This window comes from Chthoniobacterales bacterium (genome assembly GCA_035274845.1).
Taxonomy (GTDB): Bacteria; Verrucomicrobiota; Verrucomicrobiia; order Chthoniobacterales; family UBA10450; genus AV80.
Genome location: DATENU010000017.1, coordinates 81,096 through 104,473, shown reverse-complemented (window position 1 = coordinate 104,473; position 23,378 = coordinate 81,096). Strand labels below are relative to the sequence as shown.

The window sequence follows — 23,378 nt, the reverse complement described above, 5'->3', positions numbered from 1 at the left end:
AGACCCAAGCAATTTTGCCGAGATTCACGGACCGACCCCTTCAGGCCCCCCTTCTGCCTCCCCTGCAGACGGCCCCTTGCCCTTCCCCATGTTGAGGGGGTTTTCTATTCTGTCGGATGGTTCCATTCAGCGTCGAACGCTTCCTTTACTCGACGCATAACTTCTTGCCTATCGTAGCCTTTCTCGGCATACACCTCAGTTACGTGTCTAGCAAGATCGACCAACATAATACCCCAATTTCCAGGGTCCTTCCAAGTGTCTGACGAAATCACTACATCTTGGCGCTTATCTACAATCCAAATCCGCGCCATCTCTATTGCACGCTGTGCAGTGGCCGCGGAAGCGGGCTTCGGGAGTTCCGTGTTCATAGATTCTATTTATCTTCGAGTAAACGAATCCTGGCAGGACCAATTGGATCCTTTTTGTTCGTCACTTTATCAGATTCGCGAGCGGGTTTGCCACCTGTCAATTCCTGTATGCGCTTGTGTTCTGCGATTTCTCTTGCCGTCTTGCCACCCTCAACTTTTGTAACCTTTTCGGTTCCAGGTTTAAGACGCCCTGCAGCTTGGTGCTGACCCAGTCTTCCTTCAACATTCCCGGACTGACCAACATATGGCTTCTCACCGCCTTGCTGGTCGGGAAACTCATACGTGCCTTCGGTATCCTCCTTGAAGATAATCGGACTGAGTACCTTCCCAATACCCAACCCAGCTGCCCCTCCAACAACGACGCCACCGAGCCCTCCGACAGCTGCGCCAGCAGGCACGGTGGCCGGGGCGGCTGGACCGCCAGCCAATCCCAGCGCCCCCCCGCCTCCACCGCCAATCAATGCTCCAATCCCCGCACCCAACAGTGTTGTGCCAGTTTCAAAGAGTGCGCGCTGTATTGCCGTATCCATGTCCAATAGGCCGAACGGGTCGCCTCGATTCACCGGATCGTTGTGGCAATAGCGGTAGAGATTGTAGTCACCGGCCTCGAACTCTTTCGGATCGGGCTGGACGAAGCGGCCCAGCTCCGGTTGATATAGCCGGTTCCGGTAATCATAGACCCGCAGTTCTTTTAACCATTCCCGCCCCGTAAACAGAAAACGGTTCCCCTCGGGAGAGCCCAGGTTCCGGGCCACCAGATTGGAGTTTGCGTCGTAAATATACGGCTGGCCAAAGGCGTCATACTCGTATTGCTCCACGATGCCGCCGCTTCCGTTGGTCAGCATGATGCAATGACCCCGCGCGTCGTACTGATGGTAAAGCCAGGAACCGCCTCCCGCCGCGCTTGCCACTATCTCGTCCACCCGGGCGCCGTGGACGTAGGTGCGGGACACCGAGTTCGCGCTGAGACCTTCCTGCACCAGGTTCCACCCGTCATAGTAAAAGTAGATGGCCCCATTGGGCGCGCTCCCGTCCCCCGGCCCGACCCACCGTTTCACGCACCGCCCCAGCGGGTCGTAGCCGAACCACATCCAGTTGCCAGTCCCTTCGTAGAAAAAACTCGTCATCTGGACAGGCTGATTGAGCGCGTTAAAGCCGGCCACGTTCCACCCGTCTCCCATCAAGACTCCATTCCCGGGAGGCAGCCACGGAGCCGCAGCGGGATGTGGTGCGGCATCGTCATATCACAGGTCCAGCCCCCAATGGAGCGGATCAGGCCAGGCAATGTTGTTTTCCCACCTTCCATATTGGTTAAGTTTATTGTTGCGGCCTCCGAAGCTCATCAAACCCCGGCTCGCCACCCAGTTGGCTCCCGTCCGGTTCCCCATCTCATCGTAATGAAACGCGTCGGTCCGCTCCGGGGTGCCGGCGGTGTCATGGGCACTTTCCGCCTGGTACGCTGCCTGGGTCAACTGGCCCGCATCATCGTACTGGTAGCGGTCCCCACGGCCGTTCTCCCGCGGGTTCACACCCGGATTAATCCCTTTTTCCCAGGCTTTGATCCAGTCCCGGTCGTCCCGCCAATAGTCGCGTTTGGCCAGGTCATGCCCGGTCCCGTCGCGATGCAGCACCGAGCTGATCAACCCCCGCGCATCATACCCATAGCTCGTGGTCACTCCATTAAGGCGAGCCTGATAGTCCACTTTCCCGTCCGGCAGGTACACGTAACTGGTGCTCACGCTGCTGCCCCAGCCCACGTCTTTTAGCTGCCCCCGTGCTGTGTAATTTCGCCGGACCCATGTTTGGTCTGGATACTGGACGTACGACACTTCGCCGCTGGGGTAGCGGAGATAATTGATTTGAGCGGGCCCGTTCGCGCCGGTCACGCTGCTCTGTTCCGAGCGCACCTGGCTGGCGTCGTCGTAGCCGAAGCCGATGGTCGAGAAGCTGTTTGAGATACTGGTCAACCGGTTGGCGGCATCCCAGGCCCGGTTGATGCCCGGCGCCAACGGAATGGGACTCTGGCCCGGAGTGGGCGTGTGCGCGGGACTCCAGGAATTTGAGATTTCACGCCCTCGCGCATCGTAAACGATTGTCTTGAGCTGGTCCTTCCGTGTCTTCCAAGTCTCGAGTTGTCCATGCTGATAGCTGCTGACTTCCGAGGTGCCGTCTGGAAACAGGGTCGTAATGGGCCGGCCCATTCCATCGTAATCGAAATCGGTCTTCTGTTCCTCCAGGCCGGCGCCACCGTCCATCGTGCGGTAAGTCCGGACCGTATCGAGCTTCTTCATGGGCCCCCACTGATACGATAGGTCGGTCGGCCTATTGTACTCGTCGAAATACCGTGCGGGCTGGCCGTAGGCATCGTGCCCTCCCATCGCTGGGTCTTTCCATCCGGGAAGGTGACCTTTGTCTTGTTGCCAGCGAAATCGTATTCGGTGGTCGTCGTGGGACGGTTCAGCTGGTCATTGCGCTTTGGCTCGATCACATCTTTGGGCCGGTTGCGGCTGTCGTAGGTGTAGTCGGTAATGCGGCCGAGCGGATCTTTGTACGTCTGCTTCTGGCCGTTTTCGTCATAGGTGAAATAATGAGTTTCAACGTTCGCCGGGCTTGCGACCCATTGACCGATGGGCTGGCTCCAGGGCTGAATCAACCCCGTCGTCTCTGAGGTCATCCGGTTATTGACGTCGTGGGTGCGGGTGGTGACCCTCCGCTCCCCCGCTTCATTGAAGATGGGCTCGATTTGGACGCGCCACTCTTTCGATGTGTGAGCCGAGGCGGGCTTCATCACGCCATCAATTTCGCGGTCGTAGTACCAAAGCCATTGCCGGGAGTAAACGTTGCCATTCCCGTTCCATGCCGGAGCGTTGAGCTCCTCGGTCAGGGAGGTGCAGCGCCGGTAGGAATCGTAGGTGTAATATTTCCGGTGCCCCAGCTCGTCAATGATCAGGGTGCAATTGCCGTAGGTGTCGTAGCCATATTGGACCTTCGGAGGGTTATCCGAGGAGTCGTTCATTCCTGCGTATTCGACTGCCACGATTTGATGCTGCCCGTTGTAAGTCATCCTCGTGCTAAAATCCTTGCCATTCGCCCGGGCCCGGGGATTTTGGACCGTGGCGACGCGACCCAGGTCATCATAGGTATATTTGGTGTCTTCGGCAGAGCCATCGACCGAATTCCACTCCCGCATGAGCAGATGGGTCCCGGGATCGTATTCGTAGTGCTGCACCGCACCGCTCGGGAGGGTGTGAGTTTCTACCTGGTTTAAACCGTTGTAGGTGTATTCTTCCACGATGCTGCCTGGATACTCGATCCGTGTCACCCGGCGGCGTTCGTCCCGCCGGTAGGTGGTGTATTTGTCGTTTTCATCTTTCTGGCTAAAGAGCCAGTGATTATACGGATTGTGCATCCGGAGCCCGTCGAGGTCCAGGGAGCCCGTGGCATCGGTCCGATTGTAGGTGGAATTCCCGCCACCGGGATACTCGATCCGGGCCGGCTCGCCGCTGTCGTCCCCAGGTTCACCAAATTGCGTGGTCAGGTTGTTGCGCCCATCCCAGATTTGGAAGGGCAGGGTGTTGAAGTAAAAATTCTGGCGATGACAGGACGCGCCCTGGGGACAAGGCTGGGTTTCGGAGTTATGGGGCAAGCTAAGAGGAGAGGTGGTGAAATCGGTCAGCTTGCCCAGGCTGTATCCGCGGGGGGTGACGCTTGGCGGAACGGTATGCGCCGCTCTCCCGTAGTAAAACTTGCGCTGTCCTCCCAGGCCATTGTATTCCAGGCGCTCCCCGGTATCACAAAGTAATTGGAAACCGGACACCAGCACGCCGGCATCGCTTTTCTCCGCGGTGATCGCATAAGCCTGGGCCTGGACATGCTCGTTATACCACGTCACCGCACCGGGAGGACGCGGGGGCGGAGTCGGGCATGCCATCCCGCGATAGTCATATCGAATTACTGTCATCGGCCCCCCGTAATGAGGGTCATTTGCGCGCTTCAACAGCGGGAACGAAGTCGAGGGCGCACTGCATTCCCCGTGGATCCCGTCGACAAAACAGCCTCCGTAGTAATAGACGGCGGTGGCTGTTTGGGCCTCCCAGGATTCGCGTGGGTAGGTCACCGTCCCCAGCACGAAAAACGGACCCGCCATAGTGTAGGTGTAAGTGACCGCTTTTGAATCGTCGCTGCCTCCCGGCTTGACCTGCTTAATCGCCCAGCCGCCGTTTGGATACCAGGCCCACTCGATCTCCAGGAACCGGCCGCCTTCCTGCTCCACGCGCTCAAGGTTACCCGTCACTTGATTGTACTTAAGTTCGGTTTTGAACCCGTGCGGATCGACGACCTCATCGGCCTGATATCCCGAATCGCCCTGAAGAAAATGCACCGAGCCGCCATCAGCGCGGCAAAGCCGAAATTCCCGACCATTCGGGGCCATGTCGCAGATATGATCATTCACGCCCGGGCCGCCATAGGGGAAGTGGGACGGATCGGTTCTCTCTGTGTAATCGTAGGGCGGGCCAAACCTCGGATCGTAAACGGGGCAAACACCCGCTCCCGGACCGCAGCGCTCGATCTTGTACTTGGTCGTGTGGCCGTCGGGAAATGTGATTGTGATTGAGGTGATATACTTCTGATCAGTGTGGTCTGTGCCGGGGACTTCGTAGGGCCCGTCCTCGCCATAGCTGGCAGTCCAATGCCAGGAATGCGACCACCCGGACATGCCAAAGTCCATGGACCAGTCTGCGTGGTCATCGTCATAGTCGTTGTGAACCGAATTCCAGTAGCGTGTAAAATCGAGCCCATAATCTCCCAGGGCGCCGGGGATTTGCAGGTCATTTACCACCCGCGTCGCATTGCCGCTGTGGGCGTCATAACTGCCGGCGGTCTGGATTTGCGCTTTAAGCGCTCCCGTGTTTCCCGTCGGATTGGCCTCCCACACCGGGGCGGCGAGCAGGCTTTGCCATCCCAACGCCAGAGTTGAGGCCCCGAACAGGGCGAGATTGAAGAATCGATGTCTCATTGGCCTCCTCCCGATTCCGCTTCCTTCTCTTCCACTTTGGCCAGCGACGCCCGGAGCACCGGCAGGACGGTCTTTACCCCCTCACAATAAAAAATGATGTGGCCCTCGAAAACGTTCTCCTCGAGCTGGGCCAGGAAGAGGCATTCGCCGCTCTGCGAGATGGTCATCATCGCCACGGGCAGGTCCAGCGTGATGCCGCTGGGCTTGACGAAAACTTTCTTGCCTCCCGCGAGCGGATCGAATTGCACCCGCAACCAAACCGGCTCCGTCCCCGTGATATAAGCCGCCTTGAGCCGGTTTAGCTGGCGCGAAGGAATTTGGGGATTGAGCGATCCATTCCGCCAGATTTCCACCTCGGGCTTAACCAATTCCATCTCGGCTGGATTGGGTGGGTTGGGTGCAGGAGGGTCGATTGCCGGCGGTGGCGGCGGGGCGATCGAAGGTTCCGGTTCGGGCGCCGTGGCGATCGCTTCGGGCGGTGCGGCCGGTTGTTCCTCAGGAGCTTTCGGTCCCAGAGATTGCCACTGCAATTGCGGAGGCGGCGGCAGCGCATCCAGCTCGGGCGGGGGCGGATTCGCCAAGCTAGAGGGCAAAGGCGGCGGCATCACCGGCTGTTGCCCCGGCGCTGCAGCAGGCCAGAGAAAGAGAAAGATCGCGAGGAGAAGGGAACTGGAGTGTAGGAATTTTGTCATACTTGGTTGGGGACTCAAATATCGCTGGCCACTCGAGCAAATGGGTCCTCAGGAGTGCGATCCGATCGCTGCGTTGGACAAAAAAAGCAGCTGATCACGAAGGCCAGCCTCCGGCTGGGAAACGGGGTTCACGAAGGACTGTTAAAGCGCAATCCGGATAATCTTGGCGAGGAAATTCCAGTTTCTTGAATCGGTTCAAGGAGCCTGGCAATAGCCGCCAAAGATTAGGCGCATAAAAGTCATACGTACGGATTTCAGCGCAGTCGCGGGCGGGAAGGTGGAGCTTAGCGTTCATGGCGGGGGGGCCGTCCTTGGGCGGGCTCGATTTCGCGGCGCAGAGCGCGCCGGATGAATTCAGCCAGACTCAGTTTCTCGCGCCACGCCTTCGCGGCCCAACGCTTTTTGGCCTCGCGCGGCAGGCGGAACGTCACCGGGACACTGCCCTTGGGCAGGTTCGTTCTGGGCATGTCGCTAGATGTATTATTGTATCATACACAGAGTCAAGGGCGAATTTTTCTTGCTGTTTCGTCTTAACTGGAACACGGTCGGCGGCGTGCGGGACAAGGAATCCACGGCTATCACGATCACTCTTCCGCTGGCCCTCGACCGGGCCCTTCAGGCGCTGGCCGATCAAAAGCATTGTGGAAACAAGTCCGCCGCGATCCGGGAGGTGCTCTACAAGGAGGCGGGCATGAAGGTCAATCTTCGCCTGAACGAAAAGACGGACAAAACCGCGGTAGCTAAAGCGGAGCATCGTTCCGTCAAATACGGGTCTCGCAAAAGGAAAAGCCGAAAATAGGGCTGGAGGAGATCTAACTAATCCCGGGGACGGGTGTTACATTGTGACGGATGAAGACATTGATCGACCTCTGCACCCACTATGGCATTCCGGTTCATCTGGAAGCCGATCAATGGCGTTGGTGAAGTCGCCGGGGTGGCCGAGAAAATCGCGTTGAAGCGGATGGCCTCCCTCCGCAAGGTAGAAGCTCTCGCATGAACATCCCACTGGAAGACAATGCCGGCGACATCATTGGCAAGGCCCAGCGCGGCTTGGGCATTTCCGACAGCCAGTTGGTCGAACGAGCTGGTCTCGGAGAGGAAGCCGCACGGAATTTTCGCAGCGGTAATTTCGACGACGATTCGCTCGAACGAGTGGCGCCGGTTTTGCAGTTGAACGCAGCCGCACTCCGCAAGCTCGCCGCTGGAAAGTGGGAGCCGGAAAAATTCGGCGACCGCGATGGGTTGGCGATGTTTAACACTTCCTACGGCGACATGACCGTGAACGCCTATCTGGTTTGGGATCCAGCCGTTCGCGATGCGGTCGCGTTTGATACCGGTGCAGATTGCGGCGGGATGTTGCAGCTTGTCCAGCGCGAGCATTTGAAGATCAAGCTGATCCTGCTCACCCACGCCCATCCGGATCACGTCGCGGATTTGTCGCGGTTGCGGAAAGCGACCGCGGCGCCGGTTTACATTTCAGAGCTGGAACCCGAAGAGGGCGCCCAGCCAATTGCCGAGGGAAAACGCTTCGAAATTGGATCGTTGAAGATAGAGGCGCGATTGACGTCAGGACATTCCCCCGGCGGGATCACCTATGTCGTGACTGGATTGGTCCGACCGATTGCCGTGGTGGGCGACTCGCTCTTTGCCGCGTCGATGGGCGGCGGAAATGTTTCGTATCAGGACGCGCTGCGAAACAATCGCGACAAGATTTTGACCCTACCGGATGAGACGATCGTTTGTCCCGGGCACGGCCCGCTAACGACCGTTGGAAAGGAGAAACGCGACAACCCGTTCTTTGCGAGGTGAACCTATGAATATCGGATTTGTTGGGGTCGGCCGAATGGGCGCTAACATGGCGCGGCGCCTAAAGGACCGTGGTTATCACGTCACGACGGTTTTTGATGTGAACCGGGCGGCAGCGACGTCGCTGGCTACGGAGCTTGGATGTGCGGCGTGCCAGACCCTGGGGGATGTGACTGCCGGAGCGGACGTTGTCTTTACGATTGTGACCGATGACGCGGCGATGCGCGAGATATTCAGCGGCGCCGACAATCTTCTGGTGAACGCGCGCGGGAAACTGTTCATCAATTGCGCGACGGTTTCGCCCAAGATCCACATCGAAGTCGAACAGCTGGCCGAAGCGGCTGGCGCGGCTTCGCTCGAGGCGTGCATGGCGTCGAGCATTACTCAGGCGCGCGAAGGTTCGCTCTACCTGATGGGTGGCGGCCGCGAGGAAGCCTTCGGGCGTGCTGAGCCGATCCTGAAGGAGTTGAGCACGTTCCTGCGCTACATCGGGAAATCCGGCGAGGCGGCGAAAGTGAAAGCGCTTGTAAACATGGTGATGAATATCAACACCGCCGGGCTTGCGGAAGGGCTCGGCCTGGGCGAAGCGCTCGGACTCGATCTCACGATGCTGCGGGAAGTATTTTCCCAGACCGGCGCGGCTTCGCGTGTCCTCCAAACCGATGGCGAAGACATGCAAAACCGCGATCACTCCTGCTTTTTTTCAGCGGCACACGCGGCCAAGGATAGCGGGATCGCGCTCGAGCTCGCGGATGAGAACGGACTCGATCTTCCGCTCGCGCGCGAAACCAAAGCGCAATACGACAAGATGGTTGCCACCGGTTTGGGCGAACTGGACAAATCCGGAATCGCGGAACTGACTTTCAAAGGCCGGTTGACCGAACAAACCGGACCTTAGCTCGCGATCAAACGCGGTTCCGCCAGCACCAACTGCGCGTCGCCGACCGCAATCACGCCGTCGCTCAGAATCTGCGCCCGCAACCCGCCCTTGCCTTGGAGAAACTCTTCCGCGCCCGGAGCAACGGCCTGATCCATCCAGTAGCAGGGCTTGCAGTGCGCCTTTCCCCGGAAACGAACGCCCTGAATGGAGAATTCTTCGCCGATCAGGTCGTTCAAGTTCACTCCCGAGACGACCACGTTTCGGCGAAGGACGCCGGCGGATTTGTCTTTCAAACCAAAATGCGCGGTCAATTTTTCAAAAATCTCGTGCGAAAAAAATGTGATCTGGCCCTTGTAATCGTCCCGATAATCGAAAAACCGGTCGCCGCGAATTCCGTGTCCGGCGACGCACTCAATTTGCTCGACTTCGACGAGCGGAAAATCATCGGGAGCGCGGCCGTGGTGTCCGAAATAATTGTGTCCCGCAGAAATGAAGATCTGCCGGATGACCATCCCGGAAGCTAACCGACCCGGAACCGAATTTCGCGGATGATTTTCGTGCCGAACCGCTGCTTCAGTTTCCGCAGAATCTCGGCCTTGGAGATCTGCTCGAATTGGTAGTGGAGCGCGGGCTGGAGGACGCGGACGAACAGCACGCCGCCCCGCAAGCTGACTGGCGCCGAGTGTGCGGCGATAAATTCCCCGACGATCTGTTTCCAAGCGTCGATCACTTCGGTTTCGCGGAGCCGCTCGCTCAATCCGAGCTGCTGCATCAGCTTCGGCAACAGGTCGGCCGGGGCCTGCCAGCGATCGGGCCGTGCCTTATTGGCCGGGAGGCCGCGCCATTCGGCGATAACGGCGGCGCGAAGAGAAGGGGTCATTGGAGCGTTGGATTAATGGAGTGATGGATCAGGGAAGAATCATTACTGATTAATCCAACACTCCACTACTCCAATCTCAGTATTTTCGCCGCATGTTGCTCGGCAGAATGTTGAGCTCCGTGCGGTATTTCGCGACGGTGCGACGGGCGATGGGAATGCCGCGTTCGCTCAGGATCTCGACGATCTCCTTGTCGCTCAAGGGGGAGCTGGAATTTTCGTTTTTGACCAGGTCCAGGATCGCTTCCTTCACGCTGGTGTTGCTCATCGATTCGCCGGTGGCCGTCTGGTAACCGGGCGTGAAGAAATACTTCATCTCGAACACACCCTGCGGCGTGGACATGTATTTGCCGGAAATGGCGCGGCTCACGGTCGTTTCGTGCACCCCGACGATGTCGGCGATCTGCACCATGGTCATTGGCTTCAGGTGCGCGGTTCCGTGATCGAGGAACTCTTTTTGCCGCAGGACAATCTGGTGCGCGATGTTCGAGATGGTCTGCTGCCGTTGGTGAATTGATTTGATGAGGAATTTGCCGCTCCGGATCTTGTCCCGGATGTAATCCTTCACCTCGCTGCCGTTTCCATCCTGGGACATGATGTCCTTGTAGGTGTTGCTGATGCGCAGGTGGGGGATCTGTTCGCCATTGAGGATCACCTGGTATTGGCCGTCGATCTTCTCGACCGTGACATCGGGGAGAACGTAATTTTGAGGCGCGGCGGCGAAGATCTGGCCGGGCCGCGGATCGAGCTGCGCGATGTTGTTCGCACATTTCTGGACCTGTTCGACGCTGATTCCCATCCGGCGCGCAATCTCGGGGAAACGCCGCTTCCCCAGATCCTGCATGTGGTCCTGGATGATTTTGTATTCGAGGCTGTTTCCTTTTCCGTCCCGTTTTAATTGAATGAGGAGGCATTCGCGCAGGTCGCGCGCGCCGACGCCCGGCGGGTAAAAGCTCTGGATGAGCAGGAGCATCGTCTCGAAATCTTCCTGGGCGATGCCGGTGTTGAGCGCCATCTCTTCCGGGGTGACCTGGAGGAAGCCGTTGTCGTCGACGTTGCCAATAATGAGCTCGGCTGTCTTGCGATCGTCGGCGTCGAGCGGGGTCTGGTTGAGCTGCCCCATGAGGTGCTGTTGAAGCGTCTCCTGGGTGGCAATGGAATCGAAAAAGAACTGCCGCTTTTCTTCGTCGTCCTGCGAGCGGGCACTGTAGCTTCCGGATTGCGCCATGTAGTCGCGCCATTCGTCATCCAGCTTCGCCAATTGATCGAACTCGGCTTTGAAATCCTCATCCGCGGTTTGAGCCGGCGGTTCTTCCACACCATCAGCGGGCGGTTCGGTGGCGAGTTCTTCCAGGACCGGGTTGGTCTCCATTTCCTGCTGAACCAGGTTGCGGAGCTCGAGGAGGGGCGCCTGAAGGATCAGCAGGCTCTGTTGAAGCTGGGGCGCAAGAACCTGTTGGAGCGAGAGGTTTTGCGATTGATGCATCCCGGGGCCAGCCATGGTTCCGATGGTAAGCTTTGGGAGGGTCTAAAAGCAAGCAATTTCCGCGCCAAAAACACCCTCGGGCACTCGACGGAATACGACTTGCTTTATCGAGTCCGACACCCGCTTCCCTTTCAATGAAACTCCTGCCAGCTCTTGTTATTGCCTGTTTGCTTGCGTCGCTTGGCACCACTCCCGCGGCTGAGCCGTCAAAAGAGGCCGAACGCGAGCAGCAGCAGATCGTTGCGCTCGCCAAAGAAGTCCAGGCGCAGCAAACCGCGATCGCGGAAAATCAGACGAAAATCGACGCCAAGATGGTGACGGTCGCGGAAGCGTTACGTCTGGCGAAAATCTATGCCAGCAGAGGCGGACGGTAATATGCGCGCAACTATCCTTTTTCTTTTAGCGACCGCCGTAATCGCCTTCGGCCAGGCGCCATCGCCAATGACCGTCGTCGTGCCCGCGGTGACGCCGGCAACGGTCGTCAAGGCAGCGGCCGCCGAGAATGCCTCAGGCTCTGCCCAAAACGTCTTGAAAGCGCTCCAAGCGATGAAGGCCGCCAACGACGAAATTCTGAAGCAACAGGCGGCGACCCTGCAGAAGCTGGACGAAATGGAAAAGACCGCGCAGGAGATCCGGATTTACAGCAAGCGCGGCTAGGCTTCCGGGCTAGAGCCCGGCCATGTCCCATTTCCGGATCGTTTCCTGAATTAACTTCGCGATCTTGTCGTTCACCTTGGTGAAGTAGGTTTTCGCTTTCGCGAGATCGAATTTCGGATAGCCCTGGCCCTCTTTGTAGAGGGTGATGCTCGACGGGTTTGGGTAGGCGCTCCAGGTTCCGGGCGAAGGATTCGCCGTCACCATGTCCTGGTTATAACGCTCTCGGTGAACCAGCGACGGGTCGATGGCCATCATGAATGAATTCTCGTTTTCGGCCGCATGACCGCCGTCTTCGCCGAAAACTTCAGTCGTCACATCCGAACAATACGACCACCAATTCACCGCCAGGATACGCGTGTTCGTTTCCCGGCCCACCTCCTGGGCCAGTGCGGTCAAAATCGCGGTCTGTCCTCCGCCATGGCCATTCAGGAGGATGATGTTTTTGAATTTGTTCTTTGCGAGTCCGACCAGCACGGCGCGGACATAGGCCCGGTATGCTTCTTCCGGCACCGTGAAACTTCCCGGATAAGCGTCCATCACGCCGGTAAACCCGTAGGGAACGACCGGCGCGATCATTGCGTTCACGCGCGGAGCGATTTCTTTCGCGATTGCGACTGGAGCAATAATGTCGGCGCCGTTCGCGGTTACGCCGTGGGGCTCAATCGTTCCCAGCGGGAGCAGAACCGTATTGATTTTGCCTGGCACCCACTCGCGGAATTCCATCCAGTTGATGCGTTCCATCTCCCGCGTGCTGGGCGCGGGCGGGTCGGCGGCGAACGCCGCGGACGGATAGAGCGAACCGAGGAGAAGAAGGCTGAGGCGAAGAACCAGTCTATTCGCCGCGTGCACGAGGATTACTTTTTGTTCTTCGGCTCCACCTTGCGATAGAGCGTCGCCATGCTAATGCCCAGCATGCTGGCCGCCTTCTCGCGGGAACCGCCGCAGTGGTTCAAGGTCGCGTCGATATAGCCACGCTCCTGCTGCTGAATGAATTCGTCGAGCGATTGGCCCACCGGCATGGAGTTGATCGCGTTTTCCGACTTTTCTCCCTGGGCGGCCGCGACGATTTGAGGCGGAAGATCGCTTGGCAAAATCAGGTCTTCTTCACAGAGAGCGCACGCCCGCTCGATGGCATTCTCGAGTTCCCTAACGTTTCCGGGATAATCGTAGTGGCAGAGAATATCCACAGCCTGCGGGTCTATCTTTTTTGGGTCGCCCCCGGAAGCGCTGGCCTGTTTCTGGAGAAAATGATTCACCAGCAAGGGAACGTCCTCCAACCGGTCGCGGAGGGGCGGAATTTCCACCGGAATCACCGCAAGCCGATAGTAGAGGTCTTCGCGAAACGAGCCGTCCTTCATTTTCCCCTGGAGCGCTTCGTTGGTCGCACCTACCACCCGGACGTTTACGGGAACACTCTTGTTGTCGCCGACGCGACGGACTTCCCGTTCCTGGAGAACACGGAGAAGCTTCGTTTGCAACGGCGGCGCCATCGAGTTGACCTCGTCGAGAAAAATTGTGCCGAGGTTGGCCTCTTCGAACAGCCCCCGCTTGTCCGCGACCGCGCCGGTGAAGGCGCCTTTCTTGTGGCCGAACAATTCCGACTCGAGCAGATTTTCCGGCAACGCACTACAGTTGATCGCAACGAACGGATGATGCTGCCGGTTGCTGTTGAAATGCAACCCGCGTGCGACCAGTTCCTTACCGGTGCCGCTCTCTCCCTGAATCAGGACGGTGCTGTCCGTATCAGCGACTTTGTTGATCAAATTGTAAACGAGCTGCATTTTCCGGCTCGTGCCGATGATGTTTTCGAACCGATAGCGGTTTTTCAGTTCCTTGCGGAGGTAAACGTTCTCGCGCAGGGCGGCCTGGTAATCGAGCGCCCGCTGCACCGTCATCTGGAGCTCGTCGATCTTGAACGGCTTGGTCACGTAATCGTACGCGCCCATCTTCATGGCGTCGACCGCCGTCTCGACTGATGCGAAGGCGGTAATTAGAATGACCGCAGTCTGCCGGTGATGCTCTCGCACGTGCTGGAGAACATCGAACCCGGTCATCGACTCCATCTTGATATCGGCAATTACGACCTGCGGCTGGATCGTATCCAGTTGCTCGACGGCTTTGGGTGCGGAGTTGAAGGGAAAGACCTGATGCCCTTTTTCCCGGCAGAGCGTTACAATAACCTCCACCATTGCTGGTTCATCATCGATAATTATGATCTTCGCCATACTCGGGCGGAGAATATTTCAGAATTGAGAAAAGAAAAGCTAAATTGAGAAATTCTCACCGCCGTCGCCGAACCCCCCTGTTTTCGGTTATGTCCGTGCGCTAAGGGGCCTGGATCACCGCGCCGTTGACCATGACCCACGGAACGTTGTGCTCGAAGGCCGCGATGCTTTCGAAAACTTCCGTTTCAGAAGGGGAAATTGGTAAAGCGATCAAGTCAGCCAGGGAGCCGGCCCGAATTTTCCCGAGAGAGGTTGCTTTTCCGAGGGCCTTGGCGGCATTGACGGTGATGGTGGCGAGCGCCTCTTTTGGGGAGAGCCCCGGTTCTTTCCGCAGGAGTTCGCGCAATTCTGCTAGCAGGCTCAGGGTTGTGTTGCTCGCCAGGCTGTCGGTCCCAACGCAAATATTGAAGCCGAGCGCGCCCAGTTGCTGGAAGGCAAAGGGAGTGTGACGAAAGAAGCTGTGGCTGCGGGGGCAATGGACTATGTGAAATTTCGGCGCAGCCCGCAGGAGATCGAAATCGCCGGGGTCGAGTTCGTTGAGATGCGCGACGATCCAACGCGGCCCGATCACTTCATTGCGGATAAGGAACGAAAGCGGGGACTCTTTCACGCTATCTGCCAGGGGATGGCCGATGTTTTTCAGAAAGTCAAAAAGCGGTCCACTGGCCTCGCTGAAGGCCTGTAGTTCTTCGGCTGATTCGGCGAGATGCGTTGTGACCGGCAGGTCATTCTCTTGCGCGATTCTCGACGCTTCTGCGTAAAGTTGCGGCGAAGCCGTGTAAGGCGCATGTGGCGCCAAACCGAAGCCGCCGAGCCAATCTGGGTGCGCTTCGAACCAGCGGCGTAGATCGACCGCGATCTCCTTTACATTCACCGGTTGCCTCAAATCGATCATCTCGGCGGACCACCAGACGCGAAGCGAGGGGCGTGGGACTTGGCGCACCAGTCCGGGAAACGCCTCCAGGTTTAGCATGGAAGTGGTTCCGAAACTCTGGGCTTCCGCAAGCCCGGCCGCGATCGAGCGCACGTAATCGGCTTCGCTTAACGCCGCCTTGTGGGCATTGATCGAGCGAATCCACTCCGAGAAAGAGTCTTGCGGCGGGATTTTGCCGCGCAATGCGGTGTAATCGAGATGGCAATGCGCGTTGATCAGCCCGGGCAGCAACACCTGTTCGCCCAAATCGAGGGTCTCACCGGTATGCCGGCGTTTCACTTCTTCGAACGGCCCGACGTCCGTGATCTTTTCCGCTTCAACCACGACGGCGCCGTCACTTATCGGCGCGCCCTCTATCGGAACGACGACGCGGGATCGAATGATCATTTGCCCGCCTGAACCGCGTTGCGCGCCGCCGCCACCAGGAGATTGCACGCTTCCTGACAGAGCAGCGGGATTACCGGTTGGCCGCCGCCCGTCTGATCGTGTTTAGGTTCGAATTTCTCGGGCGGGAGCTGCGTTGAGGCGACTGTTCCTCCGGCATCGCGCGCCCAAAGAATTGTTCGCAGGCATCCGCCATCCGATCGGCAGAATCTCCCCACCAATTCGTCCGCCTCGCTGTCGCTGATTTGCGCCGCTATTCGATACATCCCCGATTGCCGCCCAAGAGTCTGCCGCAACGGTGTCGTAAGAAGGTCGCGCTTTTCAAAGGCAATAAGGGCGGCCGAACGGCCCGGGTAAAAGAAATCGAGGGCCAGGCGCAGGCTGGCCAGATCCTGCAAAATCAGGCGCCAGCCATGCCTTAAATTCGGAGCGGTCTTGAGCGGCCGATAGTTTTCGGCGTCATCAAATCGGGCCAGGATCGCGGCATCTTCTGGTTCCGCATGCAAAGCCAGATCGTCCCTCGACAGGTCGTCTCGATGCCGGAGCGAAAATTTCCCGTCATCCTGGGTTTCGATGGCGATCTGCCCAATGAACCGCAGGCCAGCAGCCAGCCAATCTCTCAGCGCGCGTTCCGGCGCGAGGGAGCTCACTTCAACGCGCGAGCAATGAGAAACGCCGCGTGTTCGAGAAAATCGCGGTCATTCTCGGTGAAGGCATCCAGCTTTTCGCTTTCCACGTCGATCAACCCCACGGTCTTCCCCGCTTCTGTGATCACCGGGACAACGATCTCGGATTGCGTGCTGCCGAAGGTTGGCAAATAACGCGGATCCTTGTGGACATCCGCGACCATGACCGATTGCTTGGCCTCGAGCGCGGCGCCGGCGAGTCCCTGCGTGATCGGAAACCGCGGATAGGCCGGCGGACATTTTCCGGTCTTGGCCACGATCACAAACTCTTCCCGGACGACCTTATAAATCGCGACGTAGCGATAATCGCACGCCGTCCGGATCATCTCCGCCATCGTGCAGAGCTGGTGCGGGTCCTTCGCCCCGGCCAAAACATAACCGCCCAGCTCCTGCAATTTTTTCCCGATCTTCCCTGTCGCGTCCATTCGTATGCGTTTGTTGAAAATTTAGGAGGCTGATTGAAGCACCTGCTTTCTATCGAACGCCCTGGCCTGTTCGATGATCACGTCAGCAAATCTGGAGTCGGTTCCTATCGCTGTCGAATAGAAGAGTGAGCGGCCTTGAAGCGGGTGGGCGGAGGGACGCGCTTCTGCCTGTTGAGGACCTGCGGCCGGACGTGCCTCCGGCTCAATCCCCAGCAGCGCCGGGATGTCCTCATAACTGTGAAGCCCGTCGGAAATGAAGAAGGGGACCACCACGACGTTTTTGCTCTTCGTCAGCTTCACCCAGTCCGAAACGAGGGGCGGCTCTTCCATATAGACATTCAGCACCTCGGCGTATCGGCCCAGCCGCCGAATTTTTTCCACCTGCTCTTTGGCCGCGACCGCACTGTTGTCATTCAGGCTCGTGCCGTGAGCCACAATCAACAGCGCCATTTCCTGCTCGGACACCCCTGGCGCGATCTCACGAGCGTGCTCCAGCAAATGGTCCGTCATGGTTTCGTGGCTGCCCACCGGGGGGCAATATTTCCAAGCCTGGCCGTTCGCCCGCTCGGTCTCCGGACCCGACAGCTCAAGCTCGCGCGGAATCACCGTCCGGGTGAAATACCCTTCGCTGATGAAATTCGGCACCACGTAGACATCGCGGATGGCCGGATCGCGAAAGAAAAAGAGGGCATCGCGCAGGCTCGGCTCTTCCTTCCAGAAACAGCAGGCGACCTCGGCAAAAATCCCACGATGGCGGATCGCCGCGGCGTGCCTGAGGGTCGGGGCGCTCGAGTCCGGGTTAACGGTCGAGCCGTGGCCGACGATCAAGAGCGCGGCGTTCTCGTTGCGGTTCATGAGAGGAAGAAACGTTCAACGTCCAACGTTCAACGTCCAACGTCGAATTTCAGAAAAAGCGCGGAGCCCCAGGTCGTTGAACGTTGGATGTTGAACGTTGGATGTTGAACGTTGGACGTTGGACGTTAATCTCTTCTCAATGCGCTACCGCACCTACAAAAACACCGACCTGCGCGTCAGCGAAGTCGGCTTCGGGCTCTGGACGATTTCGACCGGCTGGTGGGGCCAATTCACGGAAGGCGAGGCGATCGCACTCATGCACAAGGCGTTTGATCTCGGTATGACGTTGTTCGACGCCGCCGATACCTACGGCAACGGGCTCAGCGAAGAACTCATCGCCAAAGCGTTCCCGAAACAGCGCGATGAGATCACGATTGCGACCAAGGTCGGCTACGATTTCGTCACCCATGGCGAGTCGCGCGGCCGCGGGCAGCGCGAGATCCCGCAGGATTTCTCGCCGGAAGCGATCGTGCGCGCGACGGATGCCGCCCTGAAACGCCTCAAGACCGACCGGATCGATTTACTCCAGCTCCACAACATTCGGATGGAGCAGATCTCCGACGATGCCCTCTGGACTACGCTCGAAAAACTCAAAACGAGCGGCAAGGTCCGTTATTACGGCATCGCGCTCGGGCCCGCCATTGGGTGGCTTTACGAAGGCGTGAATTGCATTCGCGAGCGGGAAATCACCAGCGTCCAGCACATTTACAATTTGCTCGAGCAACATCCCGGGCGCGCCATGCAGGAGGCGGCGGTTGAAGCGGGCAAGGACACGATGTTCTTGATCCGCGTGACCCACTCATCCGGGATGCTCGAGGGAAAATACACCGCCGAAACCGTGTTCCCGCCCGGTGATCACCGCGGCCACCGTCCGCGCAGCTGGCTGCTGAACGGCGTGAAAAAAATCGAGCGCCTCCGCTTCCTGGAAAACTCCGACCGCACTCTGGGCCAGGCCGCGTTGCAATGGCTCCTGGCCGACGATCGCGTCGCCTCGACGTTGCCAAACATTTACGAAGAAGCGCAGCTCATCGAGTTCGCCAAGGCACCCGAGACTTCGCCGTTGACGGACGAGGAGATGCGAAAAATCGCCGAGCTTTACGAAGAAAACTTCGGCGTCGAGCGCGAAGAGCCGAAATACAAAGGCACGATGGAATTGGCGGAAACGGCCGCTGTCTAGCTGTAGCCGCTTCGCTGTGCGAAGCGCTAGCATCGACGGCGCCTCTCAACGTCTGCGTCGCCCACAGGGCGACGGCTACAGAATCTAGTCCCCTTCGTCTTCTTCCACTGGCTGCGCTTTTCGGACGCGGGTGTCGTCGGGTTCCGGCTGCCGTTTCTTCTTCCCGTTTTCCTGGTAAACGTCCTTCAAAATCATCCCGATCATGGGCGCGGCGGCCGATCCACCGTGGGCCTTGCTCCCCACGTCGCCTTCATAGAGAGCGGCAAAGGCATATTGCGGTTTCTCCGCGGGCACGAAGCCGGCAAACCAGGCCGCGGTGCGCTCCTTGTTTTTCGGTCCCCATTGCGCTGTGCCGGTTTTCCCGGCGACCTCCACACTCTCCAGACTTGCCTGATGAGCCGTGCCGGCAGGGGCGTTCACCGCGTTGATCATGCCGGTTCTCAATTGCGCCATCGTGTCCGCCGACGCACCCAGCGTCTTTTTCTCGCGGACCTGGAAAGCCGTCACGATCTCGTTGTCGACGGTTTGCACCTGTTGGACGAGGCGGGTCTGGTAAAGGGTTCCCCCGTTGCCCACCACCCCCATCGCTTGCGCCATTTGGAGCGGGGTGGTCTGCGTGTCGCCCTGGCCAATGGACAAATTGGCGATGTCGCCGTTGAGCAATTTCCGTCCATGCGTCGCCTTCATGTATCGATCGTCGGGCACACGGCCTTCCACTTCTCCGCGTAACGGAATGCCGCACTTCACGCCGAACCCAAGCCTTTGGGCCCATTCGAGGATCGGGTCCGCGCCCGTTTTGATTCCGACCTGGTAGAACCAGGTGTCGCACGATTCCGTCAGGGCCTCGACGAAATTCATGGGGCCGCGCTCTGTTTTCTTCCAGTTGTGAAAGGTGAGATTGCCGATCTGCATGGCCGGCACGCAGTCAAATTCGTCGTTGGATTGGACCGTCTTGCTTTCGAGGGCGGCGATTCCCACCGCGACCTTGAAAGTCGACCCAGGAGGATAAGAGGAGCGAAACGCCCGCGGTAAGAGGGGAATATCGGGGTCATCCTGCAGCGCCTTGAATTTCTCCGCCGAAATGGTCGGAGTGAATGCGTTGGGATCGTAGGTCGGCCACGACGCCATCGCGAGGATGTCGCCCGTGTTGGGATTCACGATGACGATCGCCCCGCGCTTGGCTTTCGCTTCGAGGGCTTTCTCCGCCAGCTCCTGCAAATGCAAATCGAGCGTCGTCACCACGGTGTGCCCGGGCACAGGCGGCGTCACAATCTTCTCCGACGTTTTGCGCCCGTCTTTGTCGAACGTGATTTTGTATTCTCCGTGCTTCCCGGTCAGGACCTGGTTGAAAGTCTGTTCGAGTCCCTCCCGGCCTTCAGTTTCCGGCCAGAGCACCTCGTGATTGTCGATCACTCCGTCGGGAGTTCGGCCGGTCTTGCCGCTGTAACCGACAATTTGCCCGGCGATTTTCCCATTCGGATAAACGCGCACGTAATATGGGCGCAACGTCATGCCCGCCGGTAAGCGGTCGTTGACGCTTTCGAATTCCTTCGCGGAAAGGTTTTGCGCGATCTCGATGGGAAGGATCCCGCGATTCCGATAATGCCGCTTGATGAGCTCGTCCGAGATCCTAAGGGATCGCCCGAGCAGTTTTTCGGCAGCCTGAATTTTTTCGTGCGCGAAGGCCAGCAGCTGAGGATCCGAAAAATCGAGCGGAGTCGGAAAACTGATCGCGAGATTGTAGCTGAGCCGATTTTGCGCGAGCGGCGTGCCGTTGCGGTCGGTGATAAGACCGCGAGGGGCTGGAATATCGAGAATGTAGGTGCGGGCTCGCGTCTGCGTCTCGAAGGTTGGGACAATGGTCTCCTCGAACGCATTTGGGCCAGGCGCCGGCGAAGTGCTCTCCGGTTGGGTCTGAGAGAGCGCCAGTGAAGCGAAGCCAAAAGCCAAAGCGAGGCGAACCAGAAGGGCCGCCGGATGGCAGCAACGACTCACCCGGTTCCCCGAAGGGCCACCAATTCGAACTCCTCCCCTCATAGCTTGAGAGATTCCTCGACTCCGCTCGCAATGACAAGTTCGCTGCTTAACGTTCAATGACGTTGCAGGAATCGATGGACCTCCTCCGCCAGCTTTGGTCCGATCCCTTCCGTCGCCGCGATCTGTTCCACCGTCGCTTTGCGCAGGCGATTGACCGAGCCAAACTTTCGCAGGAGCAGATTTTTGCGGTTTTGGCTCACCCCTGGGCAATCGTCGAGAATGCTTTCGCCGATGCGCTTTTTCATCAGGAGCTGGTGATACGTATTCGCGAAGCGATGGGCCTCATCGCGAATCCGTTGCAGCAACCGCAACGCGCCCGAATCCGGCGGCAGGACCAGCGGCAGCGCACGGCCGGGGCGATAGATTTCTTCGTATTCCTTCGCCAGGCCGATGATCGGAAGCTCGTGCAGACCGAGCCGCTGCAATTCGCGGCAGGCCGAGGAGAGCTGTCCCTTGCCGCCATCGACAATGATCAGGTCAGGCAGACGGACCGCGACGAATCGCTCGGGTTGACTGGTACTTTGGGCGCGTTCCAGCGCTTCTGTGGGATTCTCCTGCGAAAACTCGGCTGCGTCGGGGTTTGCATCCCGCGCTTCCAACAGGACGCGCGAATACCGGCGCCGCACGACCTCGGCCATGCTCGCGAAATCGTCCTGGCCTTCGACCGTCCGGATTCGATAACGCCGGTAGTTGTCCTTATCCGGAACGCCATTGCGGAAGCAGACCATCGAAGCGACGACGTGCGTCGTGGAGATGTTCGAGATGTCGAAGCACTCCATGACGACCGGCAGCCCTGGGAGCTGCAACGCATCGGCGAGTGTCTGGACATCGCTCACTGGGTCGATCGAACTGGGCAGACTGTGGCGCGTGAATCGGCGGATCGGTTTCGTCGTCCGCCGCAAGTCCTCGAGCATGTTCCGGAGCTCCGCGGCCTTTTCGAAATCGAGTTTCTCCGCGGCTTTCTCCATTTCCTCTTCGACCGCCGTGATCATTTCGCGGGAGTGCCCTTCAAGGAAATCACAGGCCTGGGCAACTCGCTCGCGATAAAGTTCCGCGGTGATATCGCTCAGGCGCGTCGGGACCTGATACGTCGCGGATTTCAACTCGCGTTCCGTCGGTGAGCCGCGTCCGAAAGTCAGCACGCCGAATTTTTTGCGCATGAAATTCAACGTCTGTCGCAGCGCTCCGGCGTGCGCATAGGGGCCGAAGTAGCGCGCCCCGTCATCCTTCTTGAAACGGGCCAGGCGGAACCGCGGCCATTCCTCGGTGGGATCGACTTTGACGACGAGAAAACGTTTGTCGTCGCGGAACGAGATATTGTAACGGGGCCGGTATTCCTTGATCAGCTTGCCTTCCAGGAGAAGCGATTCGGGCTCGCTCTGGACGGTGTGGGTTTCGAAATCCCAGACGGCGTCGAGGAGGGCCCGCGTCTTGATGTCGGCTTGCGCGATCTTTGAGGGCATGAAATAGGAGCCGACCCGTTTCCGGAGATCGCGCGCTTTGCCGACGTAGATGACGCGATTAAACCGATCGCGCATCAGGTACACACCGGGCTTGTGCGGCACCTCGTGCACCTTCTTGGTCAGGTCTGGTTTTTCGTCCTTCGGCACGGCAGGTAAGTGTGCCGGGATTCGAGGAGAGCTTCAAGGAGCGGCGGTTTGAAACCGCCGTTTGTCCACCACCAGACGTTCGTCGGCGGTTTCAAACCGCCGCTCCTTGAGGCTTGTCCTGCTTTCCTCCACTGTGCCACATGTTCGATGTCGCGATCGTCGGCGGCGGGCCGGCTGGCTCCAGCTGCGCGGCGTTTTGCGCAGCAGCAGGGCTGCGAACCGCCGTCTTCGACCGCGAGAAATTTCCGCGGGAAAAAGTTTGTGGCGATTGTGTGAATCCGGCGTGCTGGCCAATCCTGCGCCGGCTCAACGTCGCTGAGCGGATTCGAACTTTGCCGCACGGGAAGCTGGCGCGGGTGGATTTCATAGGAACCAGCGGCCGGCGCGTCAGTATTCCGCTGCCCACGGACGAGAACGCGGAGATCGCGATCAAACGCAGTCTTCTCGATCATCTGTTGCTCGAGCGTGCGCGCGAGCTGGGCACGACGGTTTTTGAATCGACGACCGTTACAACGCTGACGCCGCCCGATCCGCGGGCCGAGTATTGGCAAATCTCAGCGGGCGAGCAGCCCATTAAGGCCCGCACCCTTGTCGCCGCCGACGGCCGAAATTCGACCGTGGCGCGTCTCTGCGGATTGCTCCCGAAGCCGGCAAAGGAACGCGTCGCTCTCCAGACGCATCTGCCGTTGCCACCGGATTTCGGCGACCGCGTCGTCCTGGAGTTTCGGCCCGAAGGTTACTCCGGTCAGGCGCCGGTGGGGGAAGGCCAGCTGAATCTCTGTCTGGTCAGTATTCCGAAACAGATCGCATCGTTACGCGCTTGGGCGGAAGAGCGCTTTGGCATCTCGGCAAAGCACGCCTGGCGAACGATCACGCCGTTGACGCGCGAACCGATTTCGCCCGCGCAGCCATCCTTGTTCTTTGTCGGAGATGCCGCGCGCGTTGTTGAACCGTTCACGGGCGAGGGAATTTATTACGCGCTCGCCTCTGGGGAGCTCGCGGCGAAGGCGATCGCTTTGCAAGCCCAGGGCGGGAACGCGGCCGACGTCGCGACGGCGTATTCCGCCGCGCATGCCCAGCTCTATCGGGGCCGGCTTTGGGTTAATCAGCTGGCACGAGCCGCCGTGTTATCGCCGCGAGTTGCGTCCGGATTTCTTTTTTTGGTCCGTTTTCAACCTTGGGCGTTGCGCCTTTTGACCGCGAAGATCGTCCGGCCGGCATCAAGGAGCGGCGGTTTGAAACCGCCGTTTTAGTTGATCGGC

The 23,378-nt window shown here is 58.9% G+C and carries 23 protein-coding genes; 7 read left to right on the top strand and 16 right to left on the bottom strand.

Annotation, left to right across the window (positions count from 1 at the left end; genetic code table 11):
- Positions 1-373 precede the first annotated feature (373 nt).
- The 5 genes from VJU77_12420 to VJU77_12400 form a co-directional block, all read right to left on the bottom strand.
- Positions 374-1,531, bottom strand: a complete 1,158-nt coding sequence (locus VJU77_12420) for an RHS repeat-associated core domain-containing protein (protein HKP04149.1) — start codon at positions 1,529-1,531, stop codon at positions 374-376.
- Between the two features lie 81 nt (positions 1,532-1,612).
- Positions 1,613-2,659 (bottom strand): hypothetical protein, encoded by a 1,047-nt coding sequence (locus VJU77_12415; protein HKP04148.1) that lies wholly within the window; start codon positions 2,657-2,659, stop codon positions 1,613-1,615.
- A complete protein-coding gene (locus VJU77_12410) occupies positions 2,656-5,385 on the bottom strand; it encodes a hypothetical protein (protein HKP04147.1) in 2,730 nt (909 codons plus the stop codon). The genes VJU77_12415 and VJU77_12410 overlap by 4 nt, the downstream gene beginning before the upstream one ends.
- Positions 5,382-6,077, bottom strand: a complete 696-nt coding sequence (locus tag VJU77_12405; GenBank protein ID HKP04146.1) for a hypothetical protein — start codon at positions 6,075-6,077, stop codon at positions 5,382-5,384. Before VJU77_12405 ends, VJU77_12410 begins: the two co-directional genes overlap by 4 nt.
- A gap of 284 nt (positions 6,078-6,361) precedes the next feature.
- Positions 6,362-6,544, bottom strand: a complete 183-nt coding sequence (locus tag VJU77_12400; protein HKP04145.1) for a ribbon-helix-helix protein, CopG family — start codon at positions 6,542-6,544, stop codon at positions 6,362-6,364.
- A 50-nt stretch (positions 6,545-6,594) separates the two neighbouring features.
- Between VJU77_12400 and VJU77_12395 the strand changes: the two genes are divergently transcribed.
- From VJU77_12395 to VJU77_12385, 3 genes are all read left to right on the top strand, one after another.
- On the top strand, positions 6,595-6,876 hold the full coding sequence (locus tag VJU77_12395; protein ID HKP04144.1) for a hypothetical protein: 282 nt from the start codon (positions 6,595-6,597) through the stop codon (positions 6,874-6,876).
- 194 nt (positions 6,877-7,070) lie between these two features.
- On the top strand, positions 7,071-7,886 hold the full coding sequence (locus VJU77_12390) for an MBL fold metallo-hydrolase (protein ID HKP04143.1): 816 nt from the start codon (positions 7,071-7,073) through the stop codon (positions 7,884-7,886).
- A 4-nt stretch (positions 7,887-7,890) separates the two neighbouring features.
- Entirely contained in the window at positions 7,891-8,781 is an 891-nt protein-coding gene (locus tag VJU77_12385) for an NAD(P)-dependent oxidoreductase (protein ID HKP04142.1), read from the top strand.
- On the opposite strand, the gene VJU77_12380 is transcribed toward VJU77_12385, so the two are convergent.
- The 3 genes from VJU77_12380 to rpoN form a co-directional block, all read right to left on the bottom strand.
- On the bottom strand, positions 8,778-9,275 hold the full coding sequence (locus tag VJU77_12380) for an MOSC domain-containing protein (GenBank protein HKP04141.1): 498 nt from the start codon (positions 9,273-9,275) through the stop codon (positions 8,778-8,780). The two genes, VJU77_12385 and VJU77_12380, sit on opposite strands and share 4 nt — an antisense overlap.
- A gap of 8 nt (positions 9,276-9,283) precedes the next feature.
- On the bottom strand, positions 9,284-9,643 hold the full coding sequence (locus VJU77_12375; GenBank protein ID HKP04140.1) for a DUF721 domain-containing protein: 360 nt from the start codon (positions 9,641-9,643) through the stop codon (positions 9,284-9,286).
- A gap of 76 nt (positions 9,644-9,719) precedes the next feature.
- Positions 9,720-11,141 carry an RNA polymerase factor sigma-54 gene (gene rpoN, locus VJU77_12370; GenBank protein HKP04139.1) on the bottom strand — a complete coding sequence of 474 codons (1,422 nt, stop codon included), beginning with the start codon at positions 11,139-11,141 and terminating at the stop codon, positions 9,720-9,722.
- A gap of 119 nt (positions 11,142-11,260) precedes the next feature.
- Here rpoN and VJU77_12365 point away from each other — a divergent pair, with 119 nt between their 5' ends.
- Both VJU77_12365 and VJU77_12360 read left to right on the top strand, forming a co-directional pair.
- Positions 11,261-11,500: a hypothetical protein gene (locus VJU77_12365; protein ID HKP04138.1), complete on the top strand. Its 240-nt coding sequence runs from the start codon at positions 11,261-11,263 to the stop codon at positions 11,498-11,500.
- Position 11,501: 1 nt separating this feature from the next.
- Positions 11,502-11,783, top strand: a complete 282-nt coding sequence (locus VJU77_12360; protein ID HKP04137.1) for a hypothetical protein — start codon at positions 11,502-11,504, stop codon at positions 11,781-11,783.
- A 9-nt stretch (positions 11,784-11,792) separates the two neighbouring features.
- Here the strand turns inward: VJU77_12360 and VJU77_12355 are convergent, their stop codons facing one another.
- The 6 genes from VJU77_12355 to VJU77_12330 all read right to left on the bottom strand — a co-directional run bounded on the left by VJU77_12355 (position 11,793) and on the right by VJU77_12330 (position 17,292).
- Entirely contained in the window at positions 11,793-12,632 is an 840-nt protein-coding gene (locus VJU77_12355) for a creatininase family protein (GenBank protein ID HKP04136.1), read from the bottom strand.
- A gap of 5 nt (positions 12,633-12,637) precedes the next feature.
- On the bottom strand, positions 12,638-14,008 hold the full coding sequence (locus VJU77_12350; GenBank protein ID HKP04135.1) for a sigma-54 dependent transcriptional regulator: 1,371 nt from the start codon (positions 14,006-14,008) through the stop codon (positions 12,638-12,640).
- Between the two features lie 100 nt (positions 14,009-14,108).
- Positions 14,109-15,329: an amidohydrolase family protein gene (locus VJU77_12345; GenBank protein HKP04134.1), complete on the bottom strand. Its 1,221-nt coding sequence runs from the start codon at positions 15,327-15,329 to the stop codon at positions 14,109-14,111.
- Positions 15,326-15,976, bottom strand: coding sequence for a DR2241 family protein (locus tag VJU77_12340; GenBank protein ID HKP04133.1), 651 nt, complete (start codon positions 15,974-15,976; stop codon positions 15,326-15,328). The genes VJU77_12345 and VJU77_12340 overlap by 4 nt, the downstream gene beginning before the upstream one ends.
- Positions 15,973-16,437, bottom strand: a complete 465-nt coding sequence (locus VJU77_12335; GenBank protein ID HKP04132.1) for a GAF domain-containing protein — start codon at positions 16,435-16,437, stop codon at positions 15,973-15,975. The genes VJU77_12340 and VJU77_12335 overlap by 4 nt, the downstream gene beginning before the upstream one ends.
- 21 nt (positions 16,438-16,458) lie before the next feature.
- Positions 16,459-17,292: a CbiX/SirB N-terminal domain-containing protein gene (locus VJU77_12330; GenBank protein ID HKP04131.1), complete on the bottom strand. Its 834-nt coding sequence runs from the start codon at positions 17,290-17,292 to the stop codon at positions 16,459-16,461.
- 139 nt (positions 17,293-17,431) lie between these two features.
- On the opposite strand from VJU77_12330, the gene VJU77_12325 reads away from it, so the two are divergent.
- A complete protein-coding gene (locus tag VJU77_12325; GenBank protein HKP04130.1) occupies positions 17,432-18,469 on the top strand; it encodes an aldo/keto reductase in 1,038 nt (345 codons plus the stop codon).
- An 84-nt stretch (positions 18,470-18,553) separates the two neighbouring features.
- On the opposite strand, the gene mrdA is transcribed toward VJU77_12325, so the two are convergent.
- On the bottom strand, positions 18,554-20,464 hold the full coding sequence (mrdA, locus tag VJU77_12320; GenBank protein ID HKP04129.1) for a penicillin-binding protein 2: 1,911 nt from the start codon (positions 20,462-20,464) through the stop codon (positions 18,554-18,556).
- Between the two features lie 95 nt (positions 20,465-20,559).
- Entirely contained in the window at positions 20,560-22,116 is a 1,557-nt protein-coding gene (locus VJU77_12315) for an excinuclease ABC subunit UvrC (protein ID HKP04128.1), read from the bottom strand.
- A gap of 140 nt (positions 22,117-22,256) precedes the next feature.
- Between VJU77_12315 and VJU77_12310 the strand changes: the two genes are divergently transcribed.
- Positions 22,257-23,369, top strand: coding sequence for an NAD(P)/FAD-dependent oxidoreductase (locus tag VJU77_12310; GenBank protein HKP04127.1), 1,113 nt, complete (start codon positions 22,257-22,259; stop codon positions 23,367-23,369).
- The last annotated feature ends 9 nt before the right edge of the window (positions 23,370-23,378 follow it).